This window comes from Streptomyces sp. G7(2002), assembly GCF_028870195.1.
In the GTDB taxonomy this organism is placed as follows: domain Bacteria; phylum Actinomycetota; class Actinomycetes; order Streptomycetales; family Streptomycetaceae; genus Streptomyces; species Streptomyces nigrescens.
The window spans coordinates 6,518,411-6,541,852 of record NZ_CP102609.1 but is presented as its reverse complement, the minus strand read 5'-3'; the positions used below and the strand labels follow the sequence as shown (position 1 = coordinate 6,541,852).

General features: G+C 70.4%; 18 protein-coding genes, 1 tRNA gene and 1 pseudogene. 10 read left to right on the top strand and 10 right to left on the bottom strand.

Going from position 1 to position 23,442, the window contains the following annotated elements:
* Window positions 1-116: 116 nt before the first annotated feature.
* From thrB to NUT86_RS27940, 6 genes are all read right to left on the bottom strand, one after another.
* On the bottom strand, window positions 117-1,034 hold the full coding sequence (gene thrB, locus NUT86_RS27965) for a homoserine kinase (RefSeq protein ID WP_018087401.1): 918 nt from the start codon (window positions 1,032-1,034) through the stop codon (window positions 117-119).
* Window positions 1,035-1,377: 343 nt separating this feature from the next.
* Window positions 1,378-2,454, bottom strand: a complete 1,077-nt coding sequence (gene thrC, locus NUT86_RS27960; RefSeq protein ID WP_018087402.1) for a threonine synthase — start codon at window positions 2,452-2,454, stop codon at window positions 1,378-1,380.
* Between the two features lie 8 nt (window positions 2,455-2,462).
* A complete protein-coding gene (locus tag NUT86_RS27955; protein WP_018087403.1) occupies window positions 2,463-3,755 on the bottom strand; it encodes a homoserine dehydrogenase in 1,293 nt (430 codons plus the stop codon).
* A 137-nt stretch (window positions 3,756-3,892) separates the two neighbouring features.
* Window positions 3,893-5,284: a diaminopimelate decarboxylase gene (gene lysA, locus NUT86_RS27950; protein ID WP_093642698.1), complete on the bottom strand. Its 1,392-nt coding sequence runs from the start codon at window positions 5,282-5,284 to the stop codon at window positions 3,893-3,895.
* A 26-nt stretch (window positions 5,285-5,310) separates the two neighbouring features.
* Window positions 5,311-6,465: an ArgS-related anticodon-binding protein NrtL gene (nrtL, locus tag NUT86_RS27945; RefSeq protein WP_274738163.1), complete on the bottom strand. Its 1,155-nt coding sequence runs from the start codon at window positions 6,463-6,465 to the stop codon at window positions 5,311-5,313.
* Window positions 6,466-6,561: 96 nt separating this feature from the next.
* Window positions 6,562-7,089 carry a response regulator gene (locus NUT86_RS27940; RefSeq protein WP_026169244.1) on the bottom strand — a complete coding sequence of 176 codons (528 nt, stop codon included), beginning with the start codon at window positions 7,087-7,089 and terminating at the stop codon, window positions 6,562-6,564.
* 224 nt (window positions 7,090-7,313) lie between these two features.
* Here NUT86_RS27940 and NUT86_RS27935 point away from each other — a divergent pair.
* Window positions 7,314-7,385: transfer RNA gene (locus NUT86_RS27935), tRNA-Arg, on the top strand.
* A 197-nt stretch (window positions 7,386-7,582) separates the two neighbouring features.
* Here NUT86_RS27935 and NUT86_RS27930 read toward each other — a convergent pair.
* Together NUT86_RS27930 and NUT86_RS27925 are read right to left on the bottom strand one after the other, a co-directional pair.
* Window positions 7,583-10,168 (bottom strand): GmrSD restriction endonuclease domain-containing protein, encoded by a 2,586-nt coding sequence (locus NUT86_RS27930; protein ID WP_274738160.1) that lies wholly within the window; start codon window positions 10,166-10,168, stop codon window positions 7,583-7,585.
* Window positions 10,169-10,483: 315 nt separating this feature from the next.
* Window positions 10,484-11,770 carry a cytochrome P450 gene (locus NUT86_RS27925; RefSeq protein ID WP_037740453.1) on the bottom strand — a complete coding sequence of 429 codons (1,287 nt, stop codon included), beginning with the start codon at window positions 11,768-11,770 and terminating at the stop codon, window positions 10,484-10,486.
* 1,023 nt (window positions 11,771-12,793) lie between these two features.
* On the opposite strand from NUT86_RS27925, the gene NUT86_RS27920 reads away from it, so the two are divergent.
* The 5 genes and pseudogenes from NUT86_RS27920 (at window position 12,794) to NUT86_RS27900 (ending at window position 18,379) form a co-directional block, all read left to right on the top strand.
* Entirely contained in the window at window positions 12,794-13,156 is a 363-nt protein-coding gene (locus NUT86_RS27920) for a hypothetical protein (protein ID WP_018087429.1), read from the top strand.
* Between the two features lie 113 nt (window positions 13,157-13,269).
* Window positions 13,270-14,619: pseudogene (locus tag NUT86_RS27915) on the top strand (FtsW/RodA/SpoVE family cell cycle protein); the annotation flags it as partial.
* A gap of 557 nt (window positions 14,620-15,176) precedes the next feature.
* Window positions 15,177-16,631 (top strand): penicillin-binding transpeptidase domain-containing protein, encoded by a 1,455-nt coding sequence (locus NUT86_RS27910; RefSeq protein ID WP_274738157.1) that lies wholly within the window; start codon window positions 15,177-15,179, stop codon window positions 16,629-16,631.
* Between the two features lie 147 nt (window positions 16,632-16,778).
* Window positions 16,779-17,264 carry an HD domain-containing protein gene (locus tag NUT86_RS27905; RefSeq protein ID WP_234017460.1) on the top strand — a complete coding sequence of 162 codons (486 nt, stop codon included), beginning with the start codon at window positions 16,779-16,781 and terminating at the stop codon, window positions 17,262-17,264.
* A gap of 332 nt (window positions 17,265-17,596) precedes the next feature.
* Window positions 17,597-18,379 carry an ABC transporter ATP-binding protein gene (locus tag NUT86_RS27900; protein ID WP_266450302.1) on the top strand — a complete coding sequence of 261 codons (783 nt, stop codon included), beginning with the start codon at window positions 17,597-17,599 and terminating at the stop codon, window positions 18,377-18,379.
* Between the two features lie 104 nt (window positions 18,380-18,483).
* Here NUT86_RS27900 and NUT86_RS27895 read toward each other — a convergent pair whose 3' ends face one another.
* Window positions 18,484-19,011, bottom strand: coding sequence for a MarR family transcriptional regulator (locus NUT86_RS27895; RefSeq protein WP_274738154.1), 528 nt, complete (start codon window positions 19,009-19,011; stop codon window positions 18,484-18,486).
* Window positions 19,012-19,138: 127 nt separating this feature from the next.
* On the opposite strand from NUT86_RS27895, the gene NUT86_RS27890 reads away from it, so the two are divergent.
* On the top strand, window positions 19,139-20,050 hold the full coding sequence (locus NUT86_RS27890; protein WP_274738153.1) for an alpha/beta fold hydrolase: 912 nt from the start codon (window positions 19,139-19,141) through the stop codon (window positions 20,048-20,050).
* A gap of 31 nt (window positions 20,051-20,081) precedes the next feature.
* Here NUT86_RS27890 and NUT86_RS27885 read toward each other — a convergent pair whose 3' ends face one another.
* Window positions 20,082-21,188, bottom strand: coding sequence for a ferritin-like domain-containing protein (locus tag NUT86_RS27885; RefSeq protein ID WP_274738151.1), 1,107 nt, complete (start codon window positions 21,186-21,188; stop codon window positions 20,082-20,084).
* A gap of 181 nt (window positions 21,189-21,369) precedes the next feature.
* On the opposite strand from NUT86_RS27885, the gene NUT86_RS27880 reads away from it, so the two are divergent.
* The 3 genes from NUT86_RS27880 to NUT86_RS27870 all read left to right on the top strand — a co-directional run bounded on the left by NUT86_RS27880 (window position 21,370) and on the right by NUT86_RS27870 (window position 23,428).
* Window positions 21,370-22,317: an AurF N-oxygenase family protein gene (locus NUT86_RS27880; RefSeq protein ID WP_148588646.1), complete on the top strand. Its 948-nt coding sequence runs from the start codon at window positions 21,370-21,372 to the stop codon at window positions 22,315-22,317.
* A gap of 73 nt (window positions 22,318-22,390) precedes the next feature.
* Complete coding sequence (locus tag NUT86_RS27875) at window positions 22,391-23,131, top strand: TetR/AcrR family transcriptional regulator (RefSeq protein WP_051104009.1); 741 nt, start codon at window positions 22,391-22,393, stop codon at window positions 23,129-23,131.
* Window positions 23,132-23,164: 33 nt separating this feature from the next.
* Window positions 23,165-23,428: a hypothetical protein gene (locus NUT86_RS27870; RefSeq protein ID WP_266450294.1), complete on the top strand. Its 264-nt coding sequence runs from the start codon at window positions 23,165-23,167 to the stop codon at window positions 23,426-23,428.
* Window positions 23,429-23,442: the final 14 nt, after the last annotated feature.

Below are 23,442 nucleotides of genomic sequence, written 5' to 3'. Positions count from 1 at the left end.
GGGGGACACGAAGCACCGCGCCACTCAGGCGTCGAGTACTGACTTGAGGTTAACACTACCGGGTCCAACAAACATTCCCCCTCTCCAAGACCGGCAATCGTCGATCACCCGCGTGATCACCCGGCGAGCGGCAGTACGCAGGTGCCTGCCGCATCGAGGGTCAGCCGGTTGGCCGCCCACCCCTCTCCCGCCAGTGCCGCGACCTTCTCGGCCGCCGCGTCCTCGACCAGTGCGAGCACCGTGGGGCCCGCACCGGACACAACTGCGGGGACGCCGTCCGCACGCAGTCGGTTCACCAGGGCCACGCTCTCCGGCATCGCGGGGGCGCGGTACTCCTGGTGGAGTCGGTCCTCGGTCGCGGCGAGCAGCAGCTCGGGGCGCCTGGTCAGGGCCTCGACGAGCAGTGCGGCGCGGCCGGCGTTGGCCGCGGCGTCCACATGCGGGACGGTGCGCGGCAGCAGTCCTCGGGCGGTCTCGGTCAGCACCGGCTTTCCGGGCACGAAGACCACCGGAACGATGGAATCGGCGGGATCCATCCGGATCGCACGCGCGGTTCCGGTGTCCATCCAGGCGAGCGTGAAACCGCCCAGCAGACAGGCGGCGACATTGTCGGGGTGGCCCTCGATCTCGGTGGCCAGCTCCAGCAGCGCGGTGTCGTCGAGCTTTTGCTCACCGCCTATCGTCACGGCGCGGGCGGCCACGATGCCCGCGCTGATGGCGGCCGAGGAAGACCCCAGGCCGCGGCCGTGCGGGATGCGGTTGGCGCAGACGATTTCCAGGCCGCGCGGCTGCCCGCCGAGCAGCTCGAAGGCGGCGCGCATCGACCGTACGAGCAGGTGGCTCTCGTCGCGCGGCAGGGTGTCGGCACCCTCACCTGCGATGTCGATGTGCAGCCCGGAGTCGGCGACGCGCACCACGACATCGTCGTACAGGCCCAGGGAAAGACCCAGGGCATCGAAGCCGGGACCGAGATTGGCGCTGGTAGCGGGGGTGCGCACCCGGACGGCGGCGGCGCGGAACGCGGGACCGGCCATCGCTCGATGACTCTCCTTGATTGATGCTGCGGTACTGCCCCGGAGCGCCGCGGCACCGAAGTGCCCGGCCGGCTTCCTGGGGTCTGTTCTGACCTGCCCTGAACACCACTGCGTTATGCCGTGGGGAGGGGAGTTGGCTGCCAGCCTATCGAAGGAAGGTTCTGTCGCGACATAGGGCGCACAGGAGGCGCACGATGCGTGTCGCGCGCCTTCCCGTGCCTCGACGCTGCCTTCCGTGATCTTTGCAGCCTTTGCACAGTTTGCTGTGCGTGGGGTGACGGGACGTGGGCCGCCCCGTCACCGTGTGCCGTACCCGCGTATCCGCCGGTACGGCCGCCGGGTCCTAGGCGAGGCCCAGGCGCTCGGCCGCGGCGTCCGCGTCGATCGGGACCGTGACCGGCTGCGGCGCTCCGGCCACCGCCCAGTCCGGGTCCTTGAGACCGTTGCCGGTGACCGTGCAGACGATGCGCTGGCCCGGGTCGACCTTGCCCTCCTCGGCGGCCTTGAGCAGACCGGCGACCGAAGCGGCCGAGGCGGGCTCCACGAAGACGCCCTCCCGCGCCGCCAACAGGCGGTAGGCGGCCAGGATTTGACGGTCGGTCACGTCGTCGATGAAGCCGCCGGACTCGTCCCGCGCCTGCTGGGCGTACGACCACGAGGCCGGGTTGCCGATGCGGATCGCGGTGGCGATGGTGGTCGGGTCCTTGACGACCTCACCGCGCACGATGGGCGCGCTGCCGGAGGCCTGGAAGCCCCACATCCGCGGGGTGTGCGTGGCGATGCCGTCCGCCGCGTACTCCTTGTAGCCCCTCCAGTACGCCGTGATGTTGCCGGCGTTGCCGACGGGCAGCACATGGATGTCGGGGGCGTCGCCGAGCATGTCCACGATTTCGAAGGCCGCGGTCTTCTGACCCTCGATCCGCACCGGGTTGACGGAGTTCACAAGTGCGACGGGGTAGTTGTCGGACAGGCTCCGGGCCAGCGTCAGACAGTCGTCGAAATTTCCGTCGACCTGCAGGATCTTCGCGCCGTGGACCAGTGCCTGGCCCATCTTGCCGAGCGCGATCTTGCCCTGCGGGACGAGGACGGCGCAGACCATGCCGGCGCGGACCGCATAGGCAGCGGCCGAGGCGGAGGTGTTGCCGGTGGAGGCGCAGATGACCGCCTTGGCGCCCTCCTCCTTGGCGCGCGTGATGGCCATCGTCATGCCGCGGTCCTTGAAGGAACCGGTGGGGTTGGCACCCTCGACCTTGAGGTGCACCTCGCAGCCGGTGCGCTCGGAGAGCAGCTGCGCCGGTACGAGCGGGGTGCCGCCCTCGCGGAGGGTGACGACCTCGGTCGTGTCGCTGACCGGCAGCCGGTCACGGTATTCCTCGATGATTCCGCGCCACTGACGGCTCGCGGTGGAATTGGCAGACATGGGTTCCTTTACTCCCCTTCGACCCGCATGATGCTGGCGACACCGCGCACGGTGTCCAGCTCGCGCAGTGCCCCGACGGTCGACGACAGGGCCGCGTCCGCCGCTCGGTGGGTGACGATGACGAGGGATGCCTCGCCGTCCTTGCCCGACTGACGGACCGTATCGATCGATACGCCGTGTTCGGCGAAGATGGTCGCGACCTGCGCGAGCACGCCGGGCTTGTCGGCCACATCAAGGCTGATGTGGTACCGCGTGATGACCGCGCCCATGGGGCTGACGGGCAGCCGGGTGTAGGCGGACTCGCCCGGTCCGGTGGCTCCGGCGAGCTTGTTGCGGCAGACCGCGACGAGGTCGCCGAGGACCGCGGAGGCGGTCGGCGCACCGCCCGCACCCGGCCCGTAGAACATCAGCTGGCCGGCCGCCTCGGCCTCGACGAAGACCGCGTTGTACGCCTCACGGACCGAGGCGAGCGGATGCGTCAGCGGAATCATCGCGGGGTGCACCCGCGCGGTCACCGACGCGCCGTCCGCGGCCCGCTCGCAGATGGCCAGCAGCTTGACCGTGCAGCCCATCCGCTTGGCGGAGGCGATATCGGCCGCGGTGACCTCCGTGAGGCCCTCGCGGTGCACATCGTCGATGGTCACGCGGGTGTGGAAGGCGATACCGGCCAGGATCGCGGCCTTGGCGGCGGCGTCGAAGCCCTCGACATCGGCGGTCGGGTCGGCCTCGGCGTAACCGAGCGCGGTCGCCTCGTCGAGCGCCTCGCTGTAGCCGGCCCCGGTGGAGTCCATCTTGTCGAGGATGAAGTTGGTGGTGCCGTTGACGATGCCGAGCACCCGGTTGACCTTGTCCCCGGCGAGCGACTCGCGCAGCGGCCGGACCAGCGGGATCGCACCGGCGACGGCGGCCTCGTAATACAGGTCCGCGCCATTGGCCTCGGCGGCCGCGTGCAGCGCCGCGCCGTCCGCCGCGACCAGCGCCTTGTTGGCGGAGACCACGCTCGCACCGTGCTCGAAAGCGGTGGTGATCAGCGTGCGGGCCGGCTCGATCCCGCCGATGACCTCGATCACGACATCAATGTCGCCGCGTTTGACGAGCGCGGTCGCATCGGTGGTGACCAGCTCGGCCGGGACGCCCTCGCGCACCTTGTCGGGGCGGCGGACGGCGATCCCGGCGAGCTCCACCGGCGCACCGATGCGGGCGGCGAGGTCGTCGGCGTGCGTCGTCATGATGCGCGTCACCTCTGAGCCGACAACACCACAGCCCAGGAGCGCCACTTTCAGCGGACGCGTACGCATCATTCGACCTCTGCTTCTCATCGATCAGCGAATTCCAACTTGCTCATGCACAAGTCTCACGCACCGGACGGCAGTTTCCGCCCATCGTCCAGATGCCGAGACATTTATTTCATCCGGGACGGGGATCCGGCGATCCGGCCCTACCCGACATCCAACCGCAGGAGATCTTCCTCCGTCTCCCGCCGGACGATCACCCTGGCGGCACCGTCCTTGACCGCTACGACCGGGGGCCGCAGCGAGTGGTTGTAGTTGCTCGCCATGGAACGGCAGTACGCACCGGTCGCCGGCACCGCGAGCAGATCCCCGGGCGCCACGTCCGCCGGCAGGAAGGCATCGCGCACGACGATGTCGCCACTCTCACAGTGCTTGCCGACCACGCGCGAGAGCATCGGCTCGGCATCGGAGGTGCGCGACACCAGCGCCACGCTGTACTCCGCGTCGTAGAGCGCCGTGCGGATGTTGTCCGACATCCCGCCGTCCACGGACACATAGGTCCGCAGCCCTTCCAGCTCCTTGACCGTGCCGACCTCGTACAGCGTGAAGGCCGTCGGGCCCACGATCGCGCGCCCGGGCTCGACCGACAGCCGCGGCATCCGCAGCCCCGCCGACTCGCACTCCCGGCGCACGATCTCCCCGAGCGCCGTCGCGATCTCATGCGGCTCGCGCGGATCGTCGTCCGAGGTGTACGCGATGCCGAGGCCGCCGCCCAGGTCGATCTCGGGCAGCTCGATGCCGTGCTCGTCCCGTACCTCGGTCAGCAGCTGCACCACCCGGCGGGCCGATACCTCGAAACCCGCCATGTCGAAGATCTGCGACCCGATATGGCTGTGAATTCCGATGAGCTCCAGGCCGTCCAGCTTGAGCGCCCGGCGCACGGCCTCCGCGGCCTGTCCGCCCGCCAGCGCGATGCCGAACTTCTGGTCCTCGTGCGCGGTCGCGATGAACTCATGCGTATGCGCCTCGACACCGACCGTGACGCGGATCTGCACCCGCTGCCGCTTGCCCAGCCGCTCCGCGATATGCGCGACCCGCACCATCTCCTGGAACGAGTCGAGCACGATCCGCCCGACGCCCGCTTCCACGGCCCGGGTGATTTCCTCGGTGCTCTTGTTGTTCCCGTGCAGGGCGATCCGCTCGGCCGGCATTCCCGCCGCCAGCGCGGTGGCCAGTTCGCCCCCGGAACAGACGTCGAGATTCAGTCCCTCTTCGTTCAGCCACCGCACAATGGCCAGGGACAAAAAAGCCTTTCCGGCGTAGAACACATCGGCTTCCGGCCCGAAAGCGTCCTTCCAGGCCCGGCAGCGCGCCCGGAAGTCGTCCTCGTCCAGGAAATACGCCGGTGTACCGAATTCCTCGGCGAGCGCGGTGACGTCCAGCCCGCCGACGGTGACCACACCGTCGGCATTGCGCCCGACCGTACGGGACCAGACCCGCGGGTCGAGGGTGTTGAGATCGGCGGGCGGCCCGGCGTAATGGCCCTCGGGCAACACATCGGCGTGCCGGGGCCCTGCGGGGTGCGCGGAACGGCTCATGACAGTGGAGATCCCCTCAAAATCGTTCAGAGGTGTTCGGGAGCGGAGATGCCGAGCAGACGCAGGCCGTTGGCGAGCACCGTTCCGCCGGCCTCGGCAAGGGCCAGCCGGGCGCGATGCACGGCCAAGGGTTTCTGCTCCCCGACGGGCAGCGGCGGACAGACGTCATGCCACCGGAAGAACGCGTCCGCCGTCGCTTCCAGATGCCGCACCACCCGGTCCGGCGCCCGGAGCCGCGCGGCGGTCTCGATGGCGGAGGGGTAGGTGGCGAGGAGGGTGTGGAAAGTCTGCAGGTTCTGAGCAGCGGATACGGACCCGTCCGACGGGCCCTCGCCCACGGCTTCACCGCGCGCCGGAGCACCCACGTCCCCCGGCTCGCTCCCGAACCCCAGCTCCTGCGCATAACGCCCCAGCGCCCGCGCCCGCGCGGCCGCATACTGCACCCGGAACCGCGGATTGCTCTCCCGCTGCACGGGCCGCTCGGGCACCCGCACCGGATCCTGCGCGGCAGGCCGCAACAACACCCAGCGCGCTTCATCGACTCCGAGACGGGCAATGAGGGCAGTCAGGTCGGGCGGGGTGGCCACGGGGGCGGCCTGACCACCGTCGACGGCCACTACTCCGGCCGCTGCCTGGATGCGGGCCAGCGCCTCGGCGACGACGACGTCACGGGCACTGGGGGCGGGGCCGGGGGCAGGGCCGCGGTCGGGGTCGGGGTCGGGGTCGGGGTCGGGGTCGGGGCCGCGGCCGGGCTCACGGTCGGGGGCGGGCTCACGGTCGGGGCTGGAGCCCGGGCCGGCAACATCGCCTGCGCCCACGCCGCGGGCACTCCGTACACTCCGGTCCCCGTAACGGTCCCCCTGCGCCAGCACCTCCCGCACCAGCGCGGCCTGCGCCCCGTCCCCCAACGTGAAGTTCAGAAAACCCGGCCCGGCGATCTCGACCCGGGTGATCCCGGCGCTCCCGATCAGCCGCTTCCGCAGAATCTCGGCGACCTCCCGGGCCGGCCGGCCCGCCTGCCGGGCGAGCTGCAGCGCGACATTGGAGGCGTAGTCCCCACACCCCGGCCGCGGCGGCGGCTGCACCACGATCCGCGCCGGTACGGGCACGGAGAGCTCCTGCTCCTCCACCGCACCACGCACGGAGCGCAGGACGGTGCGGGAGAGCTCAGCGGGGGTCACAGGACAAGCGTATGGGAGACCAGGGGTACCTATGCGACCCGGTTTCGCCCTGTGGACATCCGCACAGCGATCCAGGACGCCCGGTCACCTCTCCGGCTATTCCCCGCCCGCATCCACCATGCCGACCCCACCGGACGCCGCGACCTCACCGGACGAGGCACCGCGCCCCGCCCCTCCCCCGCCCCCGTCGCTCTCCCCGTCCTCTTCCTCGGCCCCACCCGCGGGCCCACGCTCCCTCTGCCGCTGCCGGCCCTCACGCACCAGCATCCCCACGGTCCGTACCAGCTCGGCCGGCTCGAACGGCTTCGCGAGGAAGGCGTCCACGCCCACCGTCTCGCCGTTGTCCACCTCGCCCTGGGTGCACGCGCTGACGATGGCGATCGGGATGTCCCACGTCCGCGGATCGGAGCGCAACCGCGCCGCGGTGTGCAGACCGTTGAGCCGCGGCATCACGACATCAAGGGTCACGACATCAGGTCTCACGTGGTGCACGACATCCAGACATTCGGCACCATCAGCCGCGGTCACGACCTCGAAGCCCTCCAGCTCGAGATTGACCCTGATCAACTGGCGGATCACCTTGTTGTCGTCGACAACAAGGATCCGACCGGACAAGCCAGGCACACCATGAGACTAGGACCCCGCCTGTGACTGCGTCCCGGTTTTCCCCACTTCCGCCCCCGTGCGAGGGACCTTTCCCCGAGCGTCACGCACCACGGCCCTCAGATGCGCTAGGACCCCCGGCCACCCCTTCCAGCCCCTCACCCGCCTCCCGCGAAACCTGTTCATGAACACCCCATCAGAGCTGGTAGTGTTCTACCCGTCGCCACGAGAACACAGGCGGCAACGCCCCCGTAGCTCAGGGGATAGAGCAACGGCCTCCGGAGCCGTGTGCGCAGGTTCGAATCCTGCCGGGGGCACTTCGCAGGAAGTGCCCGAAGGACCCTCTGTCCAGTGAAAACTGGGAGAGGGTCTTTTCGCGTTCGGCTTCTCTTTACTCAGTGCGCACTTCTCCATTCATCCTTCTGTCCGCGCTTCTCCGCGAACTGTGTGCGCACTTCTCCAAGCGCCGAAGGGCCGGCATCGCCTCGCTCCGCGGCCCCCGTTGCGGTCCTCTTCACGTGCGGGCGGCGGGAACGTCGCCGTCGGGCGTTCGGTGCGCGGTCGCGAGCACCACGGTGTGGAGGAACCATTCCAGTACCGCGGAGATGTCGTCCCCCTTCTCGGCGAAGACCTCGACCGGGAAGGATGGGCGCAGGTCGAGTTTCGCTTCGGCCAGGTCGATGCCGTCGATGTCGTTCAGCCGCGTCATCAGCTCGCGGCGCAGGGGCTCGTCGTCGAACGGCGGGCGGCGCTTCAGATGCTGGAAGACCACCTCGACGGTTCCGGTCACGGGGTAGATCGCGATCGGCCACAGGGCCGGTGCCCCGGGTGCATTGCCTACGGTGATCAGAGGGGAGCAGCTGGTCTCGCTCGCCCTGCCGTATGCGCGGTGGCCGCCCTGACGTTCCCAGAACCGGAGGGCGGTCAGGACCCCTTCGACCGTCTCCGGGGTCTGGTTGTCGCGCAGCAGCGTCTCGAAGCGGGTCGCTGCCTGCGGCTCGTCGTCCGCGCGGGCTGCCGGTGGCGCCTCCTCGGAGCCGTCCTTTCCCACCAGAGCCGCCAGGTCGGCGGTGGTCAGGCGGTGGGCGCGATCGGCCCGGCGCTTGCCGTCGAAGGGCACCCCCTCCGCCTCCAGCAACGCCTGCGGGTCGCCCGTGTGCTGGTCGTCGGCCCAGCGAAAGCCCTCCGCGATGCGGCCGTCCGAGGTCATGACGCGGTAGGAGCAGTGCAGACCGGGCTTGGACGCGACATGGCCGGCGACCGAGATGGCGGCGGTGCCGATGAGCGCGGCCAGATCGCCGTACGACGTCCATGTCCCGGCCGGCATGGCGAGCAGGGCGGTACGCAGTTCACGCCAGCCCGGCCATTCGTCATCCGCGTGGACCATGCCCTCGATGGGGCCGGGCCACAACTGCACGGCCTTCTCGGCGAGCTCGGCGGCCCGGGTGAGGATTTCCGCCCGGCCCCAGCGCTGCTGTGCCGCGATCTGCTGGTTCATGCGCAGGGCGCTGGAGTCGAGGATCTGCTGCTTGCGGCGGAAGGGGTGGTTGGACAGCCGGGCGTTGTCCGCGGAGAGGGTGAGGTTGCCCAGGGTGTGCACCAGCAGGCCGTGGAGCTCGTCCGCGCTCTGGCCGTCCTCGGCCTCCTCGGCGAGCAGGTCGAACCACTGCTGTGCCGGGCGCTGCGGCAGGACGTGCTCCACCGTGAGGTGCGCCTTGTCGTAGTCGACGGGCTCGGTGGGGCAGTAGCTCTCTTCCAGGCGGCGCAGTACCTGGAAGCGCTGATTGCTCCGGCCCGCCTTGTAGAAGGGCCGGGTGCGGATCGCTTCGCGGACGGATTCGTCGCCGGGCCAGACACGGGCTCCCGTCTTGTTCCTGGACAGGAACCGGCGTACGGCTTCAGCCGGTGAACCGCCCTTTTCCAGTTCCTTGGGGAGCTCCATGAAGACCCGGTTGCTGCCGGTGGTCGACAGCCCGGTGATCAGGCGCCGGACCATATAACTCTCCGCGTACGCCAGGGCATCGGCCGCCTCGCGCGCCGTGGTCCGGCCGGTGTCGACCAGGTCGAGAAGACCGAGTGCGAGCGGGTAGTGCGTCTGGCCGCCCCAGCGGGACAGCCGCTCCAGGACCGCCCGCAGTTCCTCATCGGTCTCACGCGCCGGTTCGAGGATGCGCATGAGCCGCTCCGCCCGCTGTGCCAGCTGACCGATCTCGACCTGGAGCGCGTCCTCGTCACCGCTGAGCGGCTCCAGGCGCTTCTTCTGGTCTCGGTAGATCTCGCTCTGCTTGGCCCTGCTGTTCCCGGCGACGACGAGGTCGAGCCAGACCAACAGCTCCAGGTTCTCCGGGCCGAGGAGTTCCTGCATGGGCAGCCAGAGATGCCGGTAGACCGATTCGCCCCGGTTCGGCAGGCACATGAAGAGGTAGTTGCGCAGCAGATCGCTCTGGCTGAGGCCCACACCGGTGTTGTTGATCGATTCGAAGATCCGGTAGACGTTGTCGCCCTCGGCCGCGGTGATCTCGACGATCGACAGCAGGCCGCCCAACACCGTCTCCACCGCGTCCGTCCACGCCTCGCCTCCGTTCTCCTCGCCCTCGGTCAGGGCTCCGAAGAAGAACCGGTAGGCGGCACCCACATTGCCGGGGCCGCCCGCTTTCGGTGAGGACTCGACGCAGGCGGTGAATGCGTCGCGGTCCGCCTGGGTCGGCAGCAGCCGGTAGCGGTCCTCCCCGTCCCGGTAGCTGTTGACCAGCAGGAGGTCATGGATGCGCGCGGCCTTCTTGTCGGCGCCGCGCTCCCGGTGCCGGTCGCGCAGGGCGGTGAAGGCGAGCATGAGCGTGGTGAGCCGTTGCTGGCCGTCGACCACGAGCCAGCGCTGTATGCCACCCGCGGTGATCCGGCCCGGCGCAAGGACCACCGATCCCACGAAATGCGCGGCCGGCTGCCTGCCGTCCAGATGGTCTTCGACCAATTCCAGTACGTCGTCCCACAGTTGCCGCAGCTCTTCTCGTTGCCAGCTGTAAGTGCGCTGATACAGCGGAATCTGGAACTGCTTCTCACCCTGGACGATTTTGCTGAACGTGGTCTCCTGCGCGTGCACGCGTCCCCTCCCGACGTGGTCCCGCTGACAGCCATGGTCTCGTAGCTGCGTGCCGCGGTCAGGGGAACCGGGGACGTCGTCCGCTTTTCCCGTGACGGAATGTGCCAGGCCGTGTGTCGGTCTTCTGGCTAGGAGGTACCGCCTTCCCGTGAGGGAGGTACCGCGCGTGTCGTCATGGCGTGGCGTGGCGTTCGGCGCTCGGTGGCCGGGGGGGGAGCGCGTGCGCGTCCGTCGGCGGGCCGGACAGCCAAAAACCGGGCACCAAGCCGCTCGGCCAAGTGCCCGGTCAGTGGGGGACGCGGAGCCGGTGTGGGGTCAGCCGTTCAGGCGTACCGGCAGGGATTCGATTCCGTAGACGATGGAGAGCTTGCGGAATTCCAGGTCCTCCGGATTGGCGGCGAGGCGCATGTTCGGGAAGCGGCGCACCAAAGCGGGGTAGGCGGCGCGGAGTTCCATGCGGGCCAGTTCCGCGCCTACGCAGCGGTGAATTCCGTAGCCGAAGGCGAGATGGGAGGGGACATTGCGGGTGGGGTCGAACTGTTCCATTTCCGGGCCCAGTTTGCCGTCCCGGTCCGCACCGCTCAGTGAGCACAGCACCACATCTCCGGAGGCGATCTGGACGCCGCCGATTTCCAGGTCCTCGCGGGCGAAGCGCGGGAAGGCCACCTGTACGACGGTCAAGTAACGGAGGAGTTCCTCGACGTAGCTGTCGACGACGTCATCGCCGTCGTGAAGGGCCGCGAAGTGCTTCGGGTCCTGGAGGAGAACCAGGGCGCCGAGCGCCAGCATGCTGGCGGTGGTCTCGAAGCCGCCGGTGAGGACACCGTCGGCGAGACCTGCCAGTTCTTCGTCGCTGACCGAGTCGCCGTGTTCCTTCACGATCATGCCGAGCAGGCCGTCGCCCGGGTTTTCGCGCTGCTTCTTGACGATGTCCCGGAAATAGGAAAGCGATTCGGATATGGCGCCGAAGGAGGCGTTTGCTCCGCTGAAAAGGTCGAAGCGGGCGGCGCTGAGTCGTTCGAAGTCGGCGCGGTCCTCGTAGGGGACGCCGAGGAGTTCGCAAATGACGAGGGAGGGGATGGGGAGGGCGAATGAGTGGACGATGTCCACCGGGTCACCGTCTTTGCCCGCCTTTTCCATCGCGTCGAGGCGTTCCTCGACGATCTCATGGATGCGGGGCGTGAGCCGCCCGAGGCGCCGCATGGTGAATTCGGGGGTCAGGAGCCGGCGGAGACGGGTGTGCACGGGCGGGTCGGCGAATCCGAGTCCGCCGGGATTCTGTTCGGCACCGGCGCCGGCCTTGCCGACGAGGTTGGTGAAGTCCGAGCTGAAGGCATTGGCCTTTCCCAGCACCGCCTTGACCTCGTCGTAGCCGGTGACCAGCCAGACGTTGGCAGCTATCGGCACGGGAAGCTTGCTGACGGGCTCCCGCTCCCGGACGGCCGCCAAATCGCCCACAGGGTTGAGGCCGTCGCGCCGCAATGGCATCAGGACGGACTCGGGCAAGAAAGACATTCGAGACAGGTCGAAGCCTTTCTTCTGTGTTCTCGCCAGATACATACGGCCGGCCCAGGCGATGATCCGGGAACGGAGAGTCGTCATGACGCTAATACTGCCTTTCGTCGAGGGGGACGGTCACCCGCGCTCGGCGGCCCAAGACGGCCGGTGCAGCACGGAACCTCCACTCGGCGTGCACGGGTGTGACGTACGCCATAGCCCCTCGCTTACGGTGGTCATGGCACAGGTCCATGCCATCGACCGGAGTCTTCGGTCGTCCGCATCAGCGTGACGAGCTCGGCCTCGGCCTTCTTCTTCTATTCGGTCTGGACGAGTTTACAAAGTGCCATTGTCCGCGTTCACGGAACAACCCGGGATGCCCCTGGGGGACCCCTGGTTCATCCCTGACACTTCCCTTAGACATGCCCCCACCGCTCCACGCGCCCGCCGCCCTCGCGCACTTCCCCGCATGACGGCGAACTGGCGCTCCCAGTAGGCCGGCACCGTCGCCATTTATGCCGTACAGCCGCTTGCCCTTGCGGCGGGGGGCGGGCCTTGTGGGGTTGTCGCTCGATGGTGGGTGCGGTGGGCGGGCGCTCGGGGTGCCGCGCGGGGTGCCGCGCGGGGAGGTGAACGGCACTTTGGGGAGGATGAGTTAAGGCGGCGGGGCGGCGAGCCTCCGTGGGCCTCGGGCGGGACGTTGGGGCGTCGGGACGTCGGGGCGTCGGGGCGCTGCGGGCCTCATGGTGGCACCCCGTCGACTCCGGCCCCGACCTCGGGCCCAGATCCGACTCCGACCCCGGCCCCGGCTCCGGCCGGGATTCCGACGCGGGCCCGACCCCAATCCCCGACCCCCACCTCACCCCCCACTACAGAGCGTGATGAGTTGCGGACTCTCCGCGGCCTCCTTAGCGTGAGAGGGGAGCGAGGTAGGCGGCACGGCGAGCGCGGCGTGAGAGGGCGGCGCGCGGCAGAGGGAAGCCGCACTCGCAGCCGGGGAAGGGTGCGCCAGGCACCGCACCGGCGGGGCTTCGGCCCCGGCCCGTCCGTCCAGTGACGCCCGGCAACTCCGCTCGATTCACCCCACAGGGACTCCCCTGGGACTCTCCCCTTCGCAGGAGGAAGCGCATGTTTCCGAAGTCGAAGTCCGGCAAGTTCGGCACGTTCGCCCTTTGCTTTCTGACCGGTGCGCTGGCCGGGGTCCTCGCAGCCGGCCCTGCCCTGGCGGCCGACGACGGCGAGGACGACGAGCTCGTCGAGTACGAGGGCCGGGTCGTCGCCAAGGAGGGCCTGGTGCTGCGTACCGGGCCGAGCACCGAGTACAGCGCGATCGGCATGAAGGAGTACGGGGCCGTGGTGGGGATCACCTGCCGGGTCAACGGGCAGCGCGTCGAGGGCAACCCGGTCTGGTTCAGGCTCAGCGATGCCTCGTACGTCTGGTCCTCGACGCGCGACATCGTGAACGACGGGGAGGACCCTCGGTGGTGCTGAGGCGGGGCCACCTGAGGCGGAACCGGCATGCGGGGGCACGTACGCCCCGAACGTCGCATCCGGCATAACGGAAATAACGGTCGCCGCTTGCTACGTTGCCAGGCATGACGGCAATGGCAAGGACGGCGGCCGCACGCCCGGCGGACACTCCCCCACCCTTGCCGCTGCTGCCCAAGCGACGGGGCATCGAACTGGCCCTCCTCGTAGGCGCGGTCCTGATCAGCGTCTGCGGATATGTGGTCGTGGGGCTGGCCAAAGGGCATGCGCTGCCGGGCGGCGCGGTCCGGTACGGGGCCGGGCTCGGCGCACTCGCGCTGCTCGCGCATCTCGCCGTCCGCTTTCGCGCCCCGTACGCCGATCCGCTGCTGCTGCCCACCGCCGTGCTGCTCAACGGGCTCGGGCTGGTGCTGATCTTCCGGCTCGATCTGGAGACCCCGGCCGACCATGCCGCGCCCACCCAGCTGATGTGGTCGACGGTCGGCGTCGGGCTCTTCATCACGGTGGTGGTGCTGCTGCGCGACCACCGCATGCTGCAGCGGTACGCCTATGTCTGTGCGGCGCTCGCGCTGCTGCTGATGGCGGCGCCGATTCTTTTCCCCGCCATCAACGGGGCGAAGATCTGGATCCGTATCGCCGGATTTTCCATTCAGCCGGGCGAGTTCGCCAAGGTTTTGATCACCGTCTTCTTCGCGGCCTATCTTGCCGCCAACCGCAGCGCGCTGGCCCACACGGGACGCCGGGTGGGGCGGCTCCGGCTCCCCACCGGCCGGGTGCTGGGACCGATCGTGGCGATCTGGCTGATCAGCGTCGCGGTGCTGGTCCTGGAGCGTGATCTGGGCACCTCGCTCCTCTTCTTCGCCATCTTCGTCGTCCTGTTGTACGTGGCCACCGGGCGCATCGGCTGGATCGCGGTCGGGCTGGTCCTGGCGGGCGTCGGGGCGGCCGCCGTCGGCACGCTGGAGCCGCATGTGCACAGCCGGGTCGAGGACTGGCAGCATCCGTTCGCCGGTATCGCGGCGGGCCGGGGGCCCGGGCAGCTCGCCCAGTCGCTGTTCGCGTTCGCCGCCGGCGGGATGCTCGGCACCGGCCTCGGCCAGGGCCACTCCTCTCTGATCGGCTTCGCCATGAAGTCCGACTTCATCCTGGCGACCTTCGGCGAGGAACTCGGGCTGGCCGGGCTGACCGCGCTCTTCCTGCTGTACGCGCTGCTGGTGGCCCGCGGCTACCGGGCCGCGCTCGGTCTGCGGGACCCGTTCGGCAGCCTGCTGGCCGTGGGGCTGGCGGTGCTGCCCGCCCTTCAGGTCTTCGTCATCGCGGGCGGGGTGACGGGACTGATTCCGCTGACGGGGATGGCGATGCCGTTTCTCGCGCAGGGCGGGTCGTCCGTCGTCACGAACTGGATCATCATCGCGCTGCTTCTGCGGATCAGCGACCGGGCGCGGACGCCACGGCCGGAAGGGATCGGCGGCACGGGGAGTGGGACAGGGGGCGGCACGGGGAGCCGCGGTACAGGGAGCGGTGTGGGGGGGCGTACGGGCAGCCGTGCCGGGGCGGGGGCGGTCGCCTCGTCGGGCACCTCGTCAGTCGCCTCGTCGGGCAGCGCTTCGGGGAGCCCTCCGGGGGGCCCGACGGCGAGCCCGGCGAGGGGCCACGGGGCACATGAGGCCGGAAGGGAGGCACGGTTCGGGGCGGGGAGCTGGGTGGTGGGGTTTCTGAAGCCGACGCGGTCCCAGGACCAGATGCGGTCCTCGGACCAGACGCGATCCCAGGGCCAGACGCGATCCCAGGGCCAGACGCGGTCCCAGGCCGGGAGACAGGGGCAAGCCCCGACACAGGCGCAGGGACAGACACAGTCGCAGGGGCAGGGGCGGGGGCAGGGGCAGAGGCAGGGGCAGACGCAGTCGCACACGCAGGCGCACGCCCAGACCCAGTCGAAGGCCCGCCCCCAGGCTCAGGACCGGCCCCCGGCAGCCCCGCCGCCGGCCGTCGCCGATGACGCCCCCTCCCCGGAGGCCGGCCGTTGATCCGCTGTATTCGGCACACCGCGGCGTTCTCCTTCCTTCTCCTCGTTGCGCTGCTGGTCAACGCCGCGCGGGTGCAGGTCGTCGAGACGGAGAGCTACGGCGCCAACCCGGCCAACCGCCGGGGGCCGATCGCCCGTTACGAGCAGCCGCGCGGCGCCGTGCTCGTCGCGGGCCGGCCGGTCACCGGTTCCCGGGACAGCGGCGGGCGGCTGCGCTACGAGCGCACGTACACCGAGGGACCGCTCTATGCGCCGGTCACCGGCTACTCCTCGCAGATCTACGGCACCTCGCTGCTGGAGAGCGCCGAGGACGGCGTCCTCGCCGGCTTTGACGACCGGCTCGCCACCTTCCCCTGGTGGGACCAGCTGACCCGCACCCACCGTCCGGGCGGCAGCGTCCACACCACCGTCAACCCCCGGATGCAGCGCGCCGCGTTCGACGGGCTGGGGGGCAAGAAGGGCGCGGTGGCCGCGATCGAGCCGCGTACGGGGAGGGTCCTGGCGCTGGTGAGCACGCCCTCGTACGACCCGGGTGAGCTGTCCGGCAACGACGCCGCGGTCAGCGCGGCCTGGCACCGGCTGAACCGTGCCGGGCCGCGGCCGATGCTCAACCGGGCGCTGCAGCAGACCTATCCGCCCGGCTCCACCTTCAAGGTCGTCACCGCGGCGGCCGCGCTGGAGAGCGGCAAGGTCACCGATATCGAGGCCCCTACGGACTCGCCCGATCCCTACCCCCTGCCCGGCACCGCCACCCTGCTCGGCAATGACGCGGAGGGCTGCGAGGACGCCCCGCTCAAGGACGCCTTCCGGGCCTCCTGCAACTCCGTCTTCGCGCGGCTGGGTGCCCGGATCGGGCTGCGGGACATGGCCGCCATGGCCCGGCGGTTCGGCTTCAACGACCCTCGGCTGCGCATCCCCTCGCCGGTCGCGCCGAGCAACTTCGATACCCGGATGGATGCCTCCCAGGTCGCGCTGTCCGCCATCGGGCAGTACGACACCGCCGCCACGCCGCTCCAGATGGCGATGGTCTCGGCGACGGTCGCCAACGGGGGCCGGCTGGCGCCGCCGTCGCTCGTCGACAAGGTGACCGATGCCAGGGGTGTCGTGATCGCGGCCGGTCCGCCCCGTCCCACGCGCCAGGTGATGGGGCCGGTCACCGCGCAGCAGCTGCAGGAGATGATGATCGACGTCGTCGCGCACGGCAGCGGCAGACGGGCCGCCATCAAGGGCGTCACGGTCGGCGGCAAGACCGGCACCGCGCAGCACGGTGTGCGCAACGAGGGGACGCCGTACGCCTGGTTCATCTCCTGGGCGAGGGCGAAGGACAGCTATGAGCCGGCCGTGGCGGTGGCCGTGGTGGTCGAGGACGCGGCCGCCGACCGTGCGGACATCAGCGGCGGGGGGAGCGCGGCGCCGATCGCGCGGGCGGTGATGGCGGAGGCGGTGCGCTGAGGCCCTTGCGCGCTGACGCCCCTCCCGGCTCCTGGGACTCCGGCCGCTTGCGCATCACCACGGTCCGCCGAACGTCACCAGGACCGCCCCCGCGTCACCACGGTCCGCCGAACGTCACCAGGGCCGCCCCCGCGTCACAATGGCCGTATGGCTGACGCGATCCCGCCCATGGAACCCGCCCCGCCCCCGCTGCTGTCCCTGGCCGAAGTGGAGGCGCTGGCCCGGCGCGTGCACTCGGGGCAGACCGACAAGGCGGGCCGCCCGTATGCCGAGCATCTGGCGGCGGTCGCGTCGGGCGTGCGCGAGCGGGGCGGCAGTGACGAGCAGATCGCCGCGGCCTGGCTGCACGACGCGGTCGAGGACGGGGCGCTGAGCGAGGAGTGGCTGGCAGGTGCGGCGCTGAGCGGGGCGGTCAAGGCGATGGTCCTGGCCGTCACCAAGCGGGCGGACGAACCGGTCGAGGCGTACACGGCGCGCATTCTGGCCACGCCGGGGGCGCTGTTGGTCAAGGAATCCGATCTCGCGCACAACGCCGATCCGGACCGGCTGGCCGTACTGGACGCGCCGACGCGGGAGCGGCTGACGGCGAAGTACGCCCGGGTGCGGGCGCTGTTGGGACTGTCCGAGCCGTAACAGCCGCCGGGGCCCGGCCCGCGCGGGCTCGTCCGCCGGGGACGGGCCCGCCGCACTCGCCTGCCGGGCCCGGCCCGCGCGCTCGTGCGCCGGAGCCCGCCGCGCTCATCCGCCCGACCCCGCCCGACCCCGGCCGGCCGCGCTCGTCCGCCGGGTCCGCACCGCGGACACCCACACAGAAAGATGCCCTACGCAGCTAATCTGCGGCGATGAGCCCTACGCAGCCTTCGCAGCCTTCGCAGCCTTCGCGGCCTTCGCCGCCTCGGGAGCCCGCACAGTCCGCACCGTCGTCCGGACGGACCGCACCTCATCCGGCTCCCGAAGCCGCCCGTGTGATCGCCGCCCTGGAGGGTGTCGGCGTCCGCCGCTACACCACCGGGCAGGTCATCCTCGACGCGATCGGCTGGACCGTACGGTCCGGTGAGCACTGGGCGCTGCTCGGTGCGAACGGCGCCGGCAAGACCACCCTGCTGCGTCTCGTCGGCGCGCTGATGTTCCCCACCGTCGGCACCGTCGAGGTGCTCGGCCACCGCCTCGGCTCGGTGGACGTCCGCGAGCTGCGCGCCGTCATCGGGCTGGTCTCCGGCGCGCAAAAGGTGCCGCAGGACGCGACGGGGCACACGGTCGTGCTGACCGGCGCGACCGGCACCGTCCAGCCGCTGTGGCGCAAGTACGACGAGGCCACCCGTGAGCGCGCCCACGAGCTGCTCACCGAGCTGGACTGCAAGGAGCTGGCGGACCGCCCGTTCGGAGTGTGCTCGGGCGGCCAGCGGGCCAGGATCCTGATCGCCCGGGCGCTGATGGCCGAACCCCGGCTGCTGCTGCTCGACGAGCCGTTCAACGCCCTCGATCTGCCGTCCCGCGAGGATCTGATCGATGCGCTGCACCGACTGGCCGTGGGGCGCCCGGAGTTGGCGACCGTGACGGTCACCCATCACCTGGAGGAGCTGTCCCCCGCCATCGGCAACGCCCTGCTGCTGCGCGACGGCCGGGTGCAGGCATCCGGCCCGGTGGACGAGGTGCTGACCGGTGAGCGGATGACGGCCTGCTTCGGCCGTCCTATCGAGGTGTCCCGGCACGAGGGCCGCTGGCTGGCGCGGTCGGGCAAACGCTGAGGGTTCCGGGGAGGTGCCGGGAGGTGCCACTCAGCGGCCGGCGGCCCAACGCCCCCTCCTAGGCCCCCGCCTAGGCCTCCCCTACGCCCCCTCCCAGGCCTCCCCTACGCCCCTTGCTCCCTCACCGCGTCCCGCACCCCGCTCAGGAACCGCCGGACCGCCGCCTGTTCGCCGGCCTCGAAGGTGGCGAGCAGGGCGAGGGTGCGGTCGATCAGCGGGCCGAAGAACGACTGGCCCAGGGCGAGCGCGCGGTCGTCGACCTCCAGCAGGACGCGGCGCCGGTCTCGGGTGTCGCGGACCCGGCGGACCAGACCCAGCCGCTCCAGGCGGTCGATGAGCGCCGTGGTGCCGGCGGAGTTCAGGCCCAGCCGGTCGCCGAGCCGGCCGGGGGTGGACTCGTCGCCGGCCCGCGCCGCGTCCAGCAGGCTGATCAGGGCCCGGAGATCGGTGGGGTGCAGGCCGTTGCGTCCGGCGAACCGCGCTCCCGCGAGATCGAGTCGCAGGGTCACCTCCCGCAGCAGATGAACCAGGTCCATCCCCGCCGGTTCCTCCGCCAGTTGCTCCCCCGATTCCTCCGCCGGTTCCTCCCCCGGTTCCCCCGCCGGTTCCTCCGCCGCTTGCTGCCGCGCCATCCACCGCCGCCCTTCTTTCCGGTCTTTCCGGACTCCCGCATTATTACCTCGCTCAGCGAGATACTTGCCGAGCGAGGCAGTAGCCATGGGCCTCGTGCGTCTCTTCGTCCCGTTCCGGAGGTGCACCATGACAGCAGACACCCCTGCGCACACCCCCACCGCGGCCTTTCGCGAGGCCTACGAGCAGGCCATGGCGCTGTGGCCGGTCCCGGTGGAACGGCTCGATCTGCCGTCGGAGTTCGGCAGCACCCGGGTCAATGTCTGCGGCCCGGCCGACGGCCCGCCGCTGGTGCTGCTGCACGGCGGCGGCACCACCTCGGCCGTCTGGTACGCCCTCGCCGCCACGCTCGCCCGTACGCACCGGGTCCATGCCGTGGACCAGATGGGCGGGCCGGGGCTCAGCGCGCACACCGGGCGGGCGCTGCGGCGGCCGGAGGATCTGTTCGACTGGCTCGACGGCGTGTTCAGCGGGCTGGGGCTGTCGTCGGCCGCGCTGCTCGGGCACTCGTACGGCGGCTGGCTCGCGCTGAGTTATGCCGTCCACACCGCCGGCGGGGGTTCCGCCCCAGGAGCCCGGGGGCGGGTGAACCGGCTGGTGCTGCTCGATCCGACCCAGTGCTTCGCGGGTTTCCGGCCGTCGTATCTGCTGCGGGCGCTGCCGCTGTTCGTACGGCCCGGGGAGCGGAGCACCCGGCGGTTCCTGGAGTGGGAGACCCGGGGTGCGCCGCCGGCACCCGCGCTGGTGCGGCTGATGGGCCGGGGCGCCGTCGAGTTCCGGGCCGCGAAGGTGGTCACCGGGCCGCGACCGGACGCCGCGCGGGCCGGAGCGGCCGTGCCGACCCTGCTGCTCCTGGCCGGGGACAGCCGGACGCACGATCCGCGCCGGGTCGCGGCGCGGGCCGAACGGACGCTGGCGAGCGTACGGATCGCGACCCTCGCGGGGACCACGCACCACTCCCTGCCGTACGCCGACGCCGACGAGCTCGGCCGCCAGGTGCTCGGCTTTCTGCCCACCCAGCTTCCCGGCGGGACGCCCTGACGGCCGGGCGCGGGGCCGGCCGCCCCGGAGGTCAGCCCTCGGCCCCCTCCGCGATGGCCGCCGCGACCTCCGCCGTACGGGCCTCCTCCTCGGCCGCGAAGCGCTCCGCGTCCAGCTTCTCGGCGAGTTCCTCGTCCTGGGCCATCAGCAGATCGAGGTTGGAGTCGCCCATCTCGAAGACGCCCATGTCCACATAGGCACGCTGAAGGCGTTCGCCCCACAGGCCGATGTCCTTCACACACGGCACGATGCGGCTGAACAGCAGCTTGCGGAAGAGATGCAGGAATTCGGAGCGCTCGGTGAATTCGGCGGCCTCCTCATGCGGAATGCCGAAGTTTTCCAGGACTTCCAGACCGCGCAGCCGGTCGCGCATCAAATAGCAGCCCTCGATGACGAATTCCTCGCGTTCGCGGAGTTCGGCATCGGTGAGCTGCTTGTAGTAGTCGCGCAGCGCCATGCGTCCGAAGGCGACGTGGCGCGCCTCGTCCTGCATGACATACGCGAGGATCTGCTTGGGGAGCGGCTTGGTGGTGGTGTCGCGGATCATGCCGAAGGCGGCCAGCGCCAGGCCCTCGATCAGGACCTGCATACCGAGATACGGCATGTCCCAGCGGGAATCCTTGAGGGTGTCGGACAGCAGCGCCTGGAGATTGTCGTTGACCGGGTAGAGCATCCCGATCTTTTCCTGGAGGAAACGGCTGTATATCTCGGCGTGCCGCGCCTCGTCCATGGTCTGGGTGGCGGAGTAGAACTTCGCGTCGAGATCCGGCACGGATTCCACGATCCGCGCCGCGCACACCATCGCGCCCTGCTCACCGTGCAGAAACTGGCTGAACTGCCAGGAGGTGTAGTGCTGACGCAGCTCACCCCGGTCCTTCTCGGTCATTTTGTCCCAGTACTTGGTGCCGTACAGGGACATGGACTCATCCGGGGTGCCGAGCGGATCCTGGGGGTCGACCTCCAGATCCCAGTCGATCCGCAGATTGGCGTCCCACTGCTTGTCCTTGCCCTTCTGGTAGAGCGCGAGCAGCCGTTCGCGGCCGTCGTCGTAGTCCCAGCTGAAGCGGGCCGCGCCGGAGGCGGGCACCTTCCACACGGGGTCGCCTGGGTCCTGTACGTAGAGATCTCGGGTCGACACGGACGCCTCCTCGGCTCGCCAAACGCCTTGTCATGGGCGGTCGTTGGCAGGCTCACACGTTCCTTACCGAAGGGTCAATAAGTCGTGCGCAGGGGATTGACGAGCTTGCTGACGCGCAGTCTCATAAGAGTTGACCGCGGGTAGGACCGGCCCCGACCCCAGTAGCGAGGTAGCCACAGCCATGACGAGCGCGCCCACCGCAATGACCGAGACGGACACCGACGTGCTGCGGGACGCCCTCGGTCTGCTCAAGGACCGCGAGCAGGTCGCCGAGCGACTGCTCGACTCCTCCGCCAAGCACTCCTTCGACCCCGACACCGAACTCGACTGGGACGCGCCCCTCGAAGAAGGCAAGTGGTTCTGGCCGCCGGAGCTGGTCTCGCTCTACGACACCCCGCTGTGGCGGAAGATGTCCCTGGAGCAGCAGCAGGACCTGTCGCGGCACGAGGCCGCCTCGCTCGCCTCGCTGGGCATCTGGTTCGAGATCATCCTGATGCAGCTGCTCGTACGGCACATCTACGACAAGCCGGTGACCAGCGCGCACGTCCGCTACGCGCTCACCGAGATCGCCGATGAGTGCCGGCACTCCAAGATGTTCGCGCGCATGATCCAGAAGGGCGGCGCGCCGGCGTACCCGGTCTCCCGCCTCAACCACAATCTCGCCCGCATCCTCAAGACGGTCTCCACCACCCCGGGGTCGTTCGCCTGCACCCTGCTCGGCGAGGAGATCCTGGACTGGATGCAGCGGCTGACCTTCCCGGACGAGCGGGTGCAGACCATCGTGCGCGGAGTGACCCGTATCCATGTCGTCGAGGAGGCCCGGCACGTGCGCTACGCCCGCGAGGAGCTGCGCCGCCAGATGGTCACCGCGCCGCGCTGGGAGCGGGAGTTGACGCGGATCAGCTCCGGTGAGGCGGCCCGGGTGTTCTCCGTCGCCTTCGTCAATCCCGCGGTCTACACGCAGGTGGGCCTGGACCGGCGCGAGGCCGTCGCCCAGGTCAGGGCCAGTGGCCACCGCCGCGAGGTGATGCAGTCCGGTGCCCGGCGGCTGACCGACTTCCTGGACGAGATCGGCGTACTGCGGGGTGTGGGCCGCAGGTTGTGGCGGAGCTCGGGCCTGCTGGCCTGAAGCGGGCGGCATGGACCCGGTAGACCCCGAGCACCTGTACGAGCCGACATCCGGGCCGGTTACGCTGCTGTTCATGAACGGCAGCGGCACCGCCCCAGCAGTACCCCGACCCGCCTATCGCAGGCTGAGCGTGGAGCAGCGCCGCAGCCAATTGCTCACCGCCGCGCTGGACCTGTTCGCACAGCGCGCGCCCGAGGACGTCTCCCTGGACGATGTCGCCCTCGCCGCCGGGGTCTCGCGGCCGCTCGTCTACCGCTACTTCCCCGGCGGCAAGCAGCAGTTGTACGAGGCCGCGCTGCGCAGCGCGGCCGACATCCTGGAGCGCTGCTTCGCCGAGCCGGACACCGGGCCGCTCACCCAGCGGCTGTCCCGCGCGCTGGACCGGTACTTGGCGTTCGTCGATGAGCACGACGCCGGGTTCAGCGCCCTGCTCCAGGGCGGCAGCGTCGTGGAGACCACCCGCACGACCGCGATCGTCGACGAGGTACGGCGGGCCGCGGCCGACCAGATCCTGCGGCATCTGGGCGAACCGGAGCCGGGCCTGCGGCTGCGGATGACCGTCCGGATGTGGATCACCGCGGTCGAGGCCGCCTCGCTGATCTGGCTCGACGAGGACAAGCAGCCGACCCTCGACGAGCTGCGGAACTGGCTGGTCGACCACTTCATCGCGCTGCTGACCGCGACCGCGGCCGGGGACCCGCAGACCGCCCGGGTGACCCGGGCGGCGCTGAAGCTGGAGACCTCCGACGGCCCGGCCGGCGATCTGGCCCGCCGTACCCTGCCCGTCGTGAGCGACGCCGCGCATCTGCTCTGAGCCGCCGGGCCGGGACGGTGTGACACTGAGACCGTGAGAAGCGAGAACACCCTCTTCGTCGGCGGCCCGCTGGACGGCCGGGTCCTGCCCGTCCTGCTCGGCATGACCGGCCAGCCACCCAAGACGTACGAGGTGCCGGTGCCGAACGACAACGACCGGCCGCCGACGGTCCACGTCTACCGCCGCATCCCGGCAAGGGTGAACCGCCTGGGCCTCCCCAGCGGCTGGAAGTACGAGTACGACCCAGCCGGCAAACCCTCCACCGGCCCTAAGTGGCCCTGGCGAAAGCCCCACTGACCACCGAAGCCCCG

Excerpts from the sequence above, each read along its gene's own strand:
- thrB (WP_018087401.1), bottom strand. The coding sequence starts at position 1,034 with ATGGCCGGTCCCGCGTTCCGCGCCGCCGCCGTCCGGGTGCGCACCCCC.
- thrC (WP_018087402.1), bottom strand. The coding sequence starts at position 2,454 with ATGTCTGCCAATTCCACCGCGAGCCGTCAGTGGCGCGGAATCATCGAG.
- NUT86_RS27955 (WP_018087403.1), bottom strand. The coding sequence starts at position 3,755 with ATGATGCGTACGCGTCCGCTGAAAGTGGCGCTCCTGGGCTGTGGTGTT.
- lysA (WP_093642698.1), bottom strand. The coding sequence starts at position 5,284 with ATGAGCCGTTCCGCGCACCCCGCAGGGCCCCGGCACGCCGATGTGTTG.
- NUT86_RS27925 (WP_037740453.1), bottom strand. The coding sequence starts at position 11,770 with ATGACGACTCTCCGTTCCCGGATCATCGCCTGGGCCGGCCGTATGTAT.
- NUT86_RS27920 (WP_018087429.1), top strand. The coding sequence starts at position 12,794 with ATGTTTCCGAAGTCGAAGTCCGGCAAGTTCGGCACGTTCGCCCTTTGC.
- NUT86_RS27905 (WP_234017460.1), top strand. The coding sequence starts at position 16,779 with ATGGCTGACGCGATCCCGCCCATGGAACCCGCCCCGCCCCCGCTGCTG.
- NUT86_RS27895 (WP_274738154.1), bottom strand. The coding sequence starts at position 19,011 with ATGGCGCGGCAGCAAGCGGCGGAGGAACCGGCGGGGGAACCGGGGGAG.
- NUT86_RS27890 (WP_274738153.1), top strand. The coding sequence starts at position 19,139 with ATGACAGCAGACACCCCTGCGCACACCCCCACCGCGGCCTTTCGCGAG.
- NUT86_RS27880 (WP_148588646.1), top strand. The coding sequence starts at position 21,370 with ATGACGAGCGCGCCCACCGCAATGACCGAGACGGACACCGACGTGCTG.
- NUT86_RS27875 (WP_051104009.1), top strand. The coding sequence starts at position 22,391 with ATGAACGGCAGCGGCACCGCCCCAGCAGTACCCCGACCCGCCTATCGC.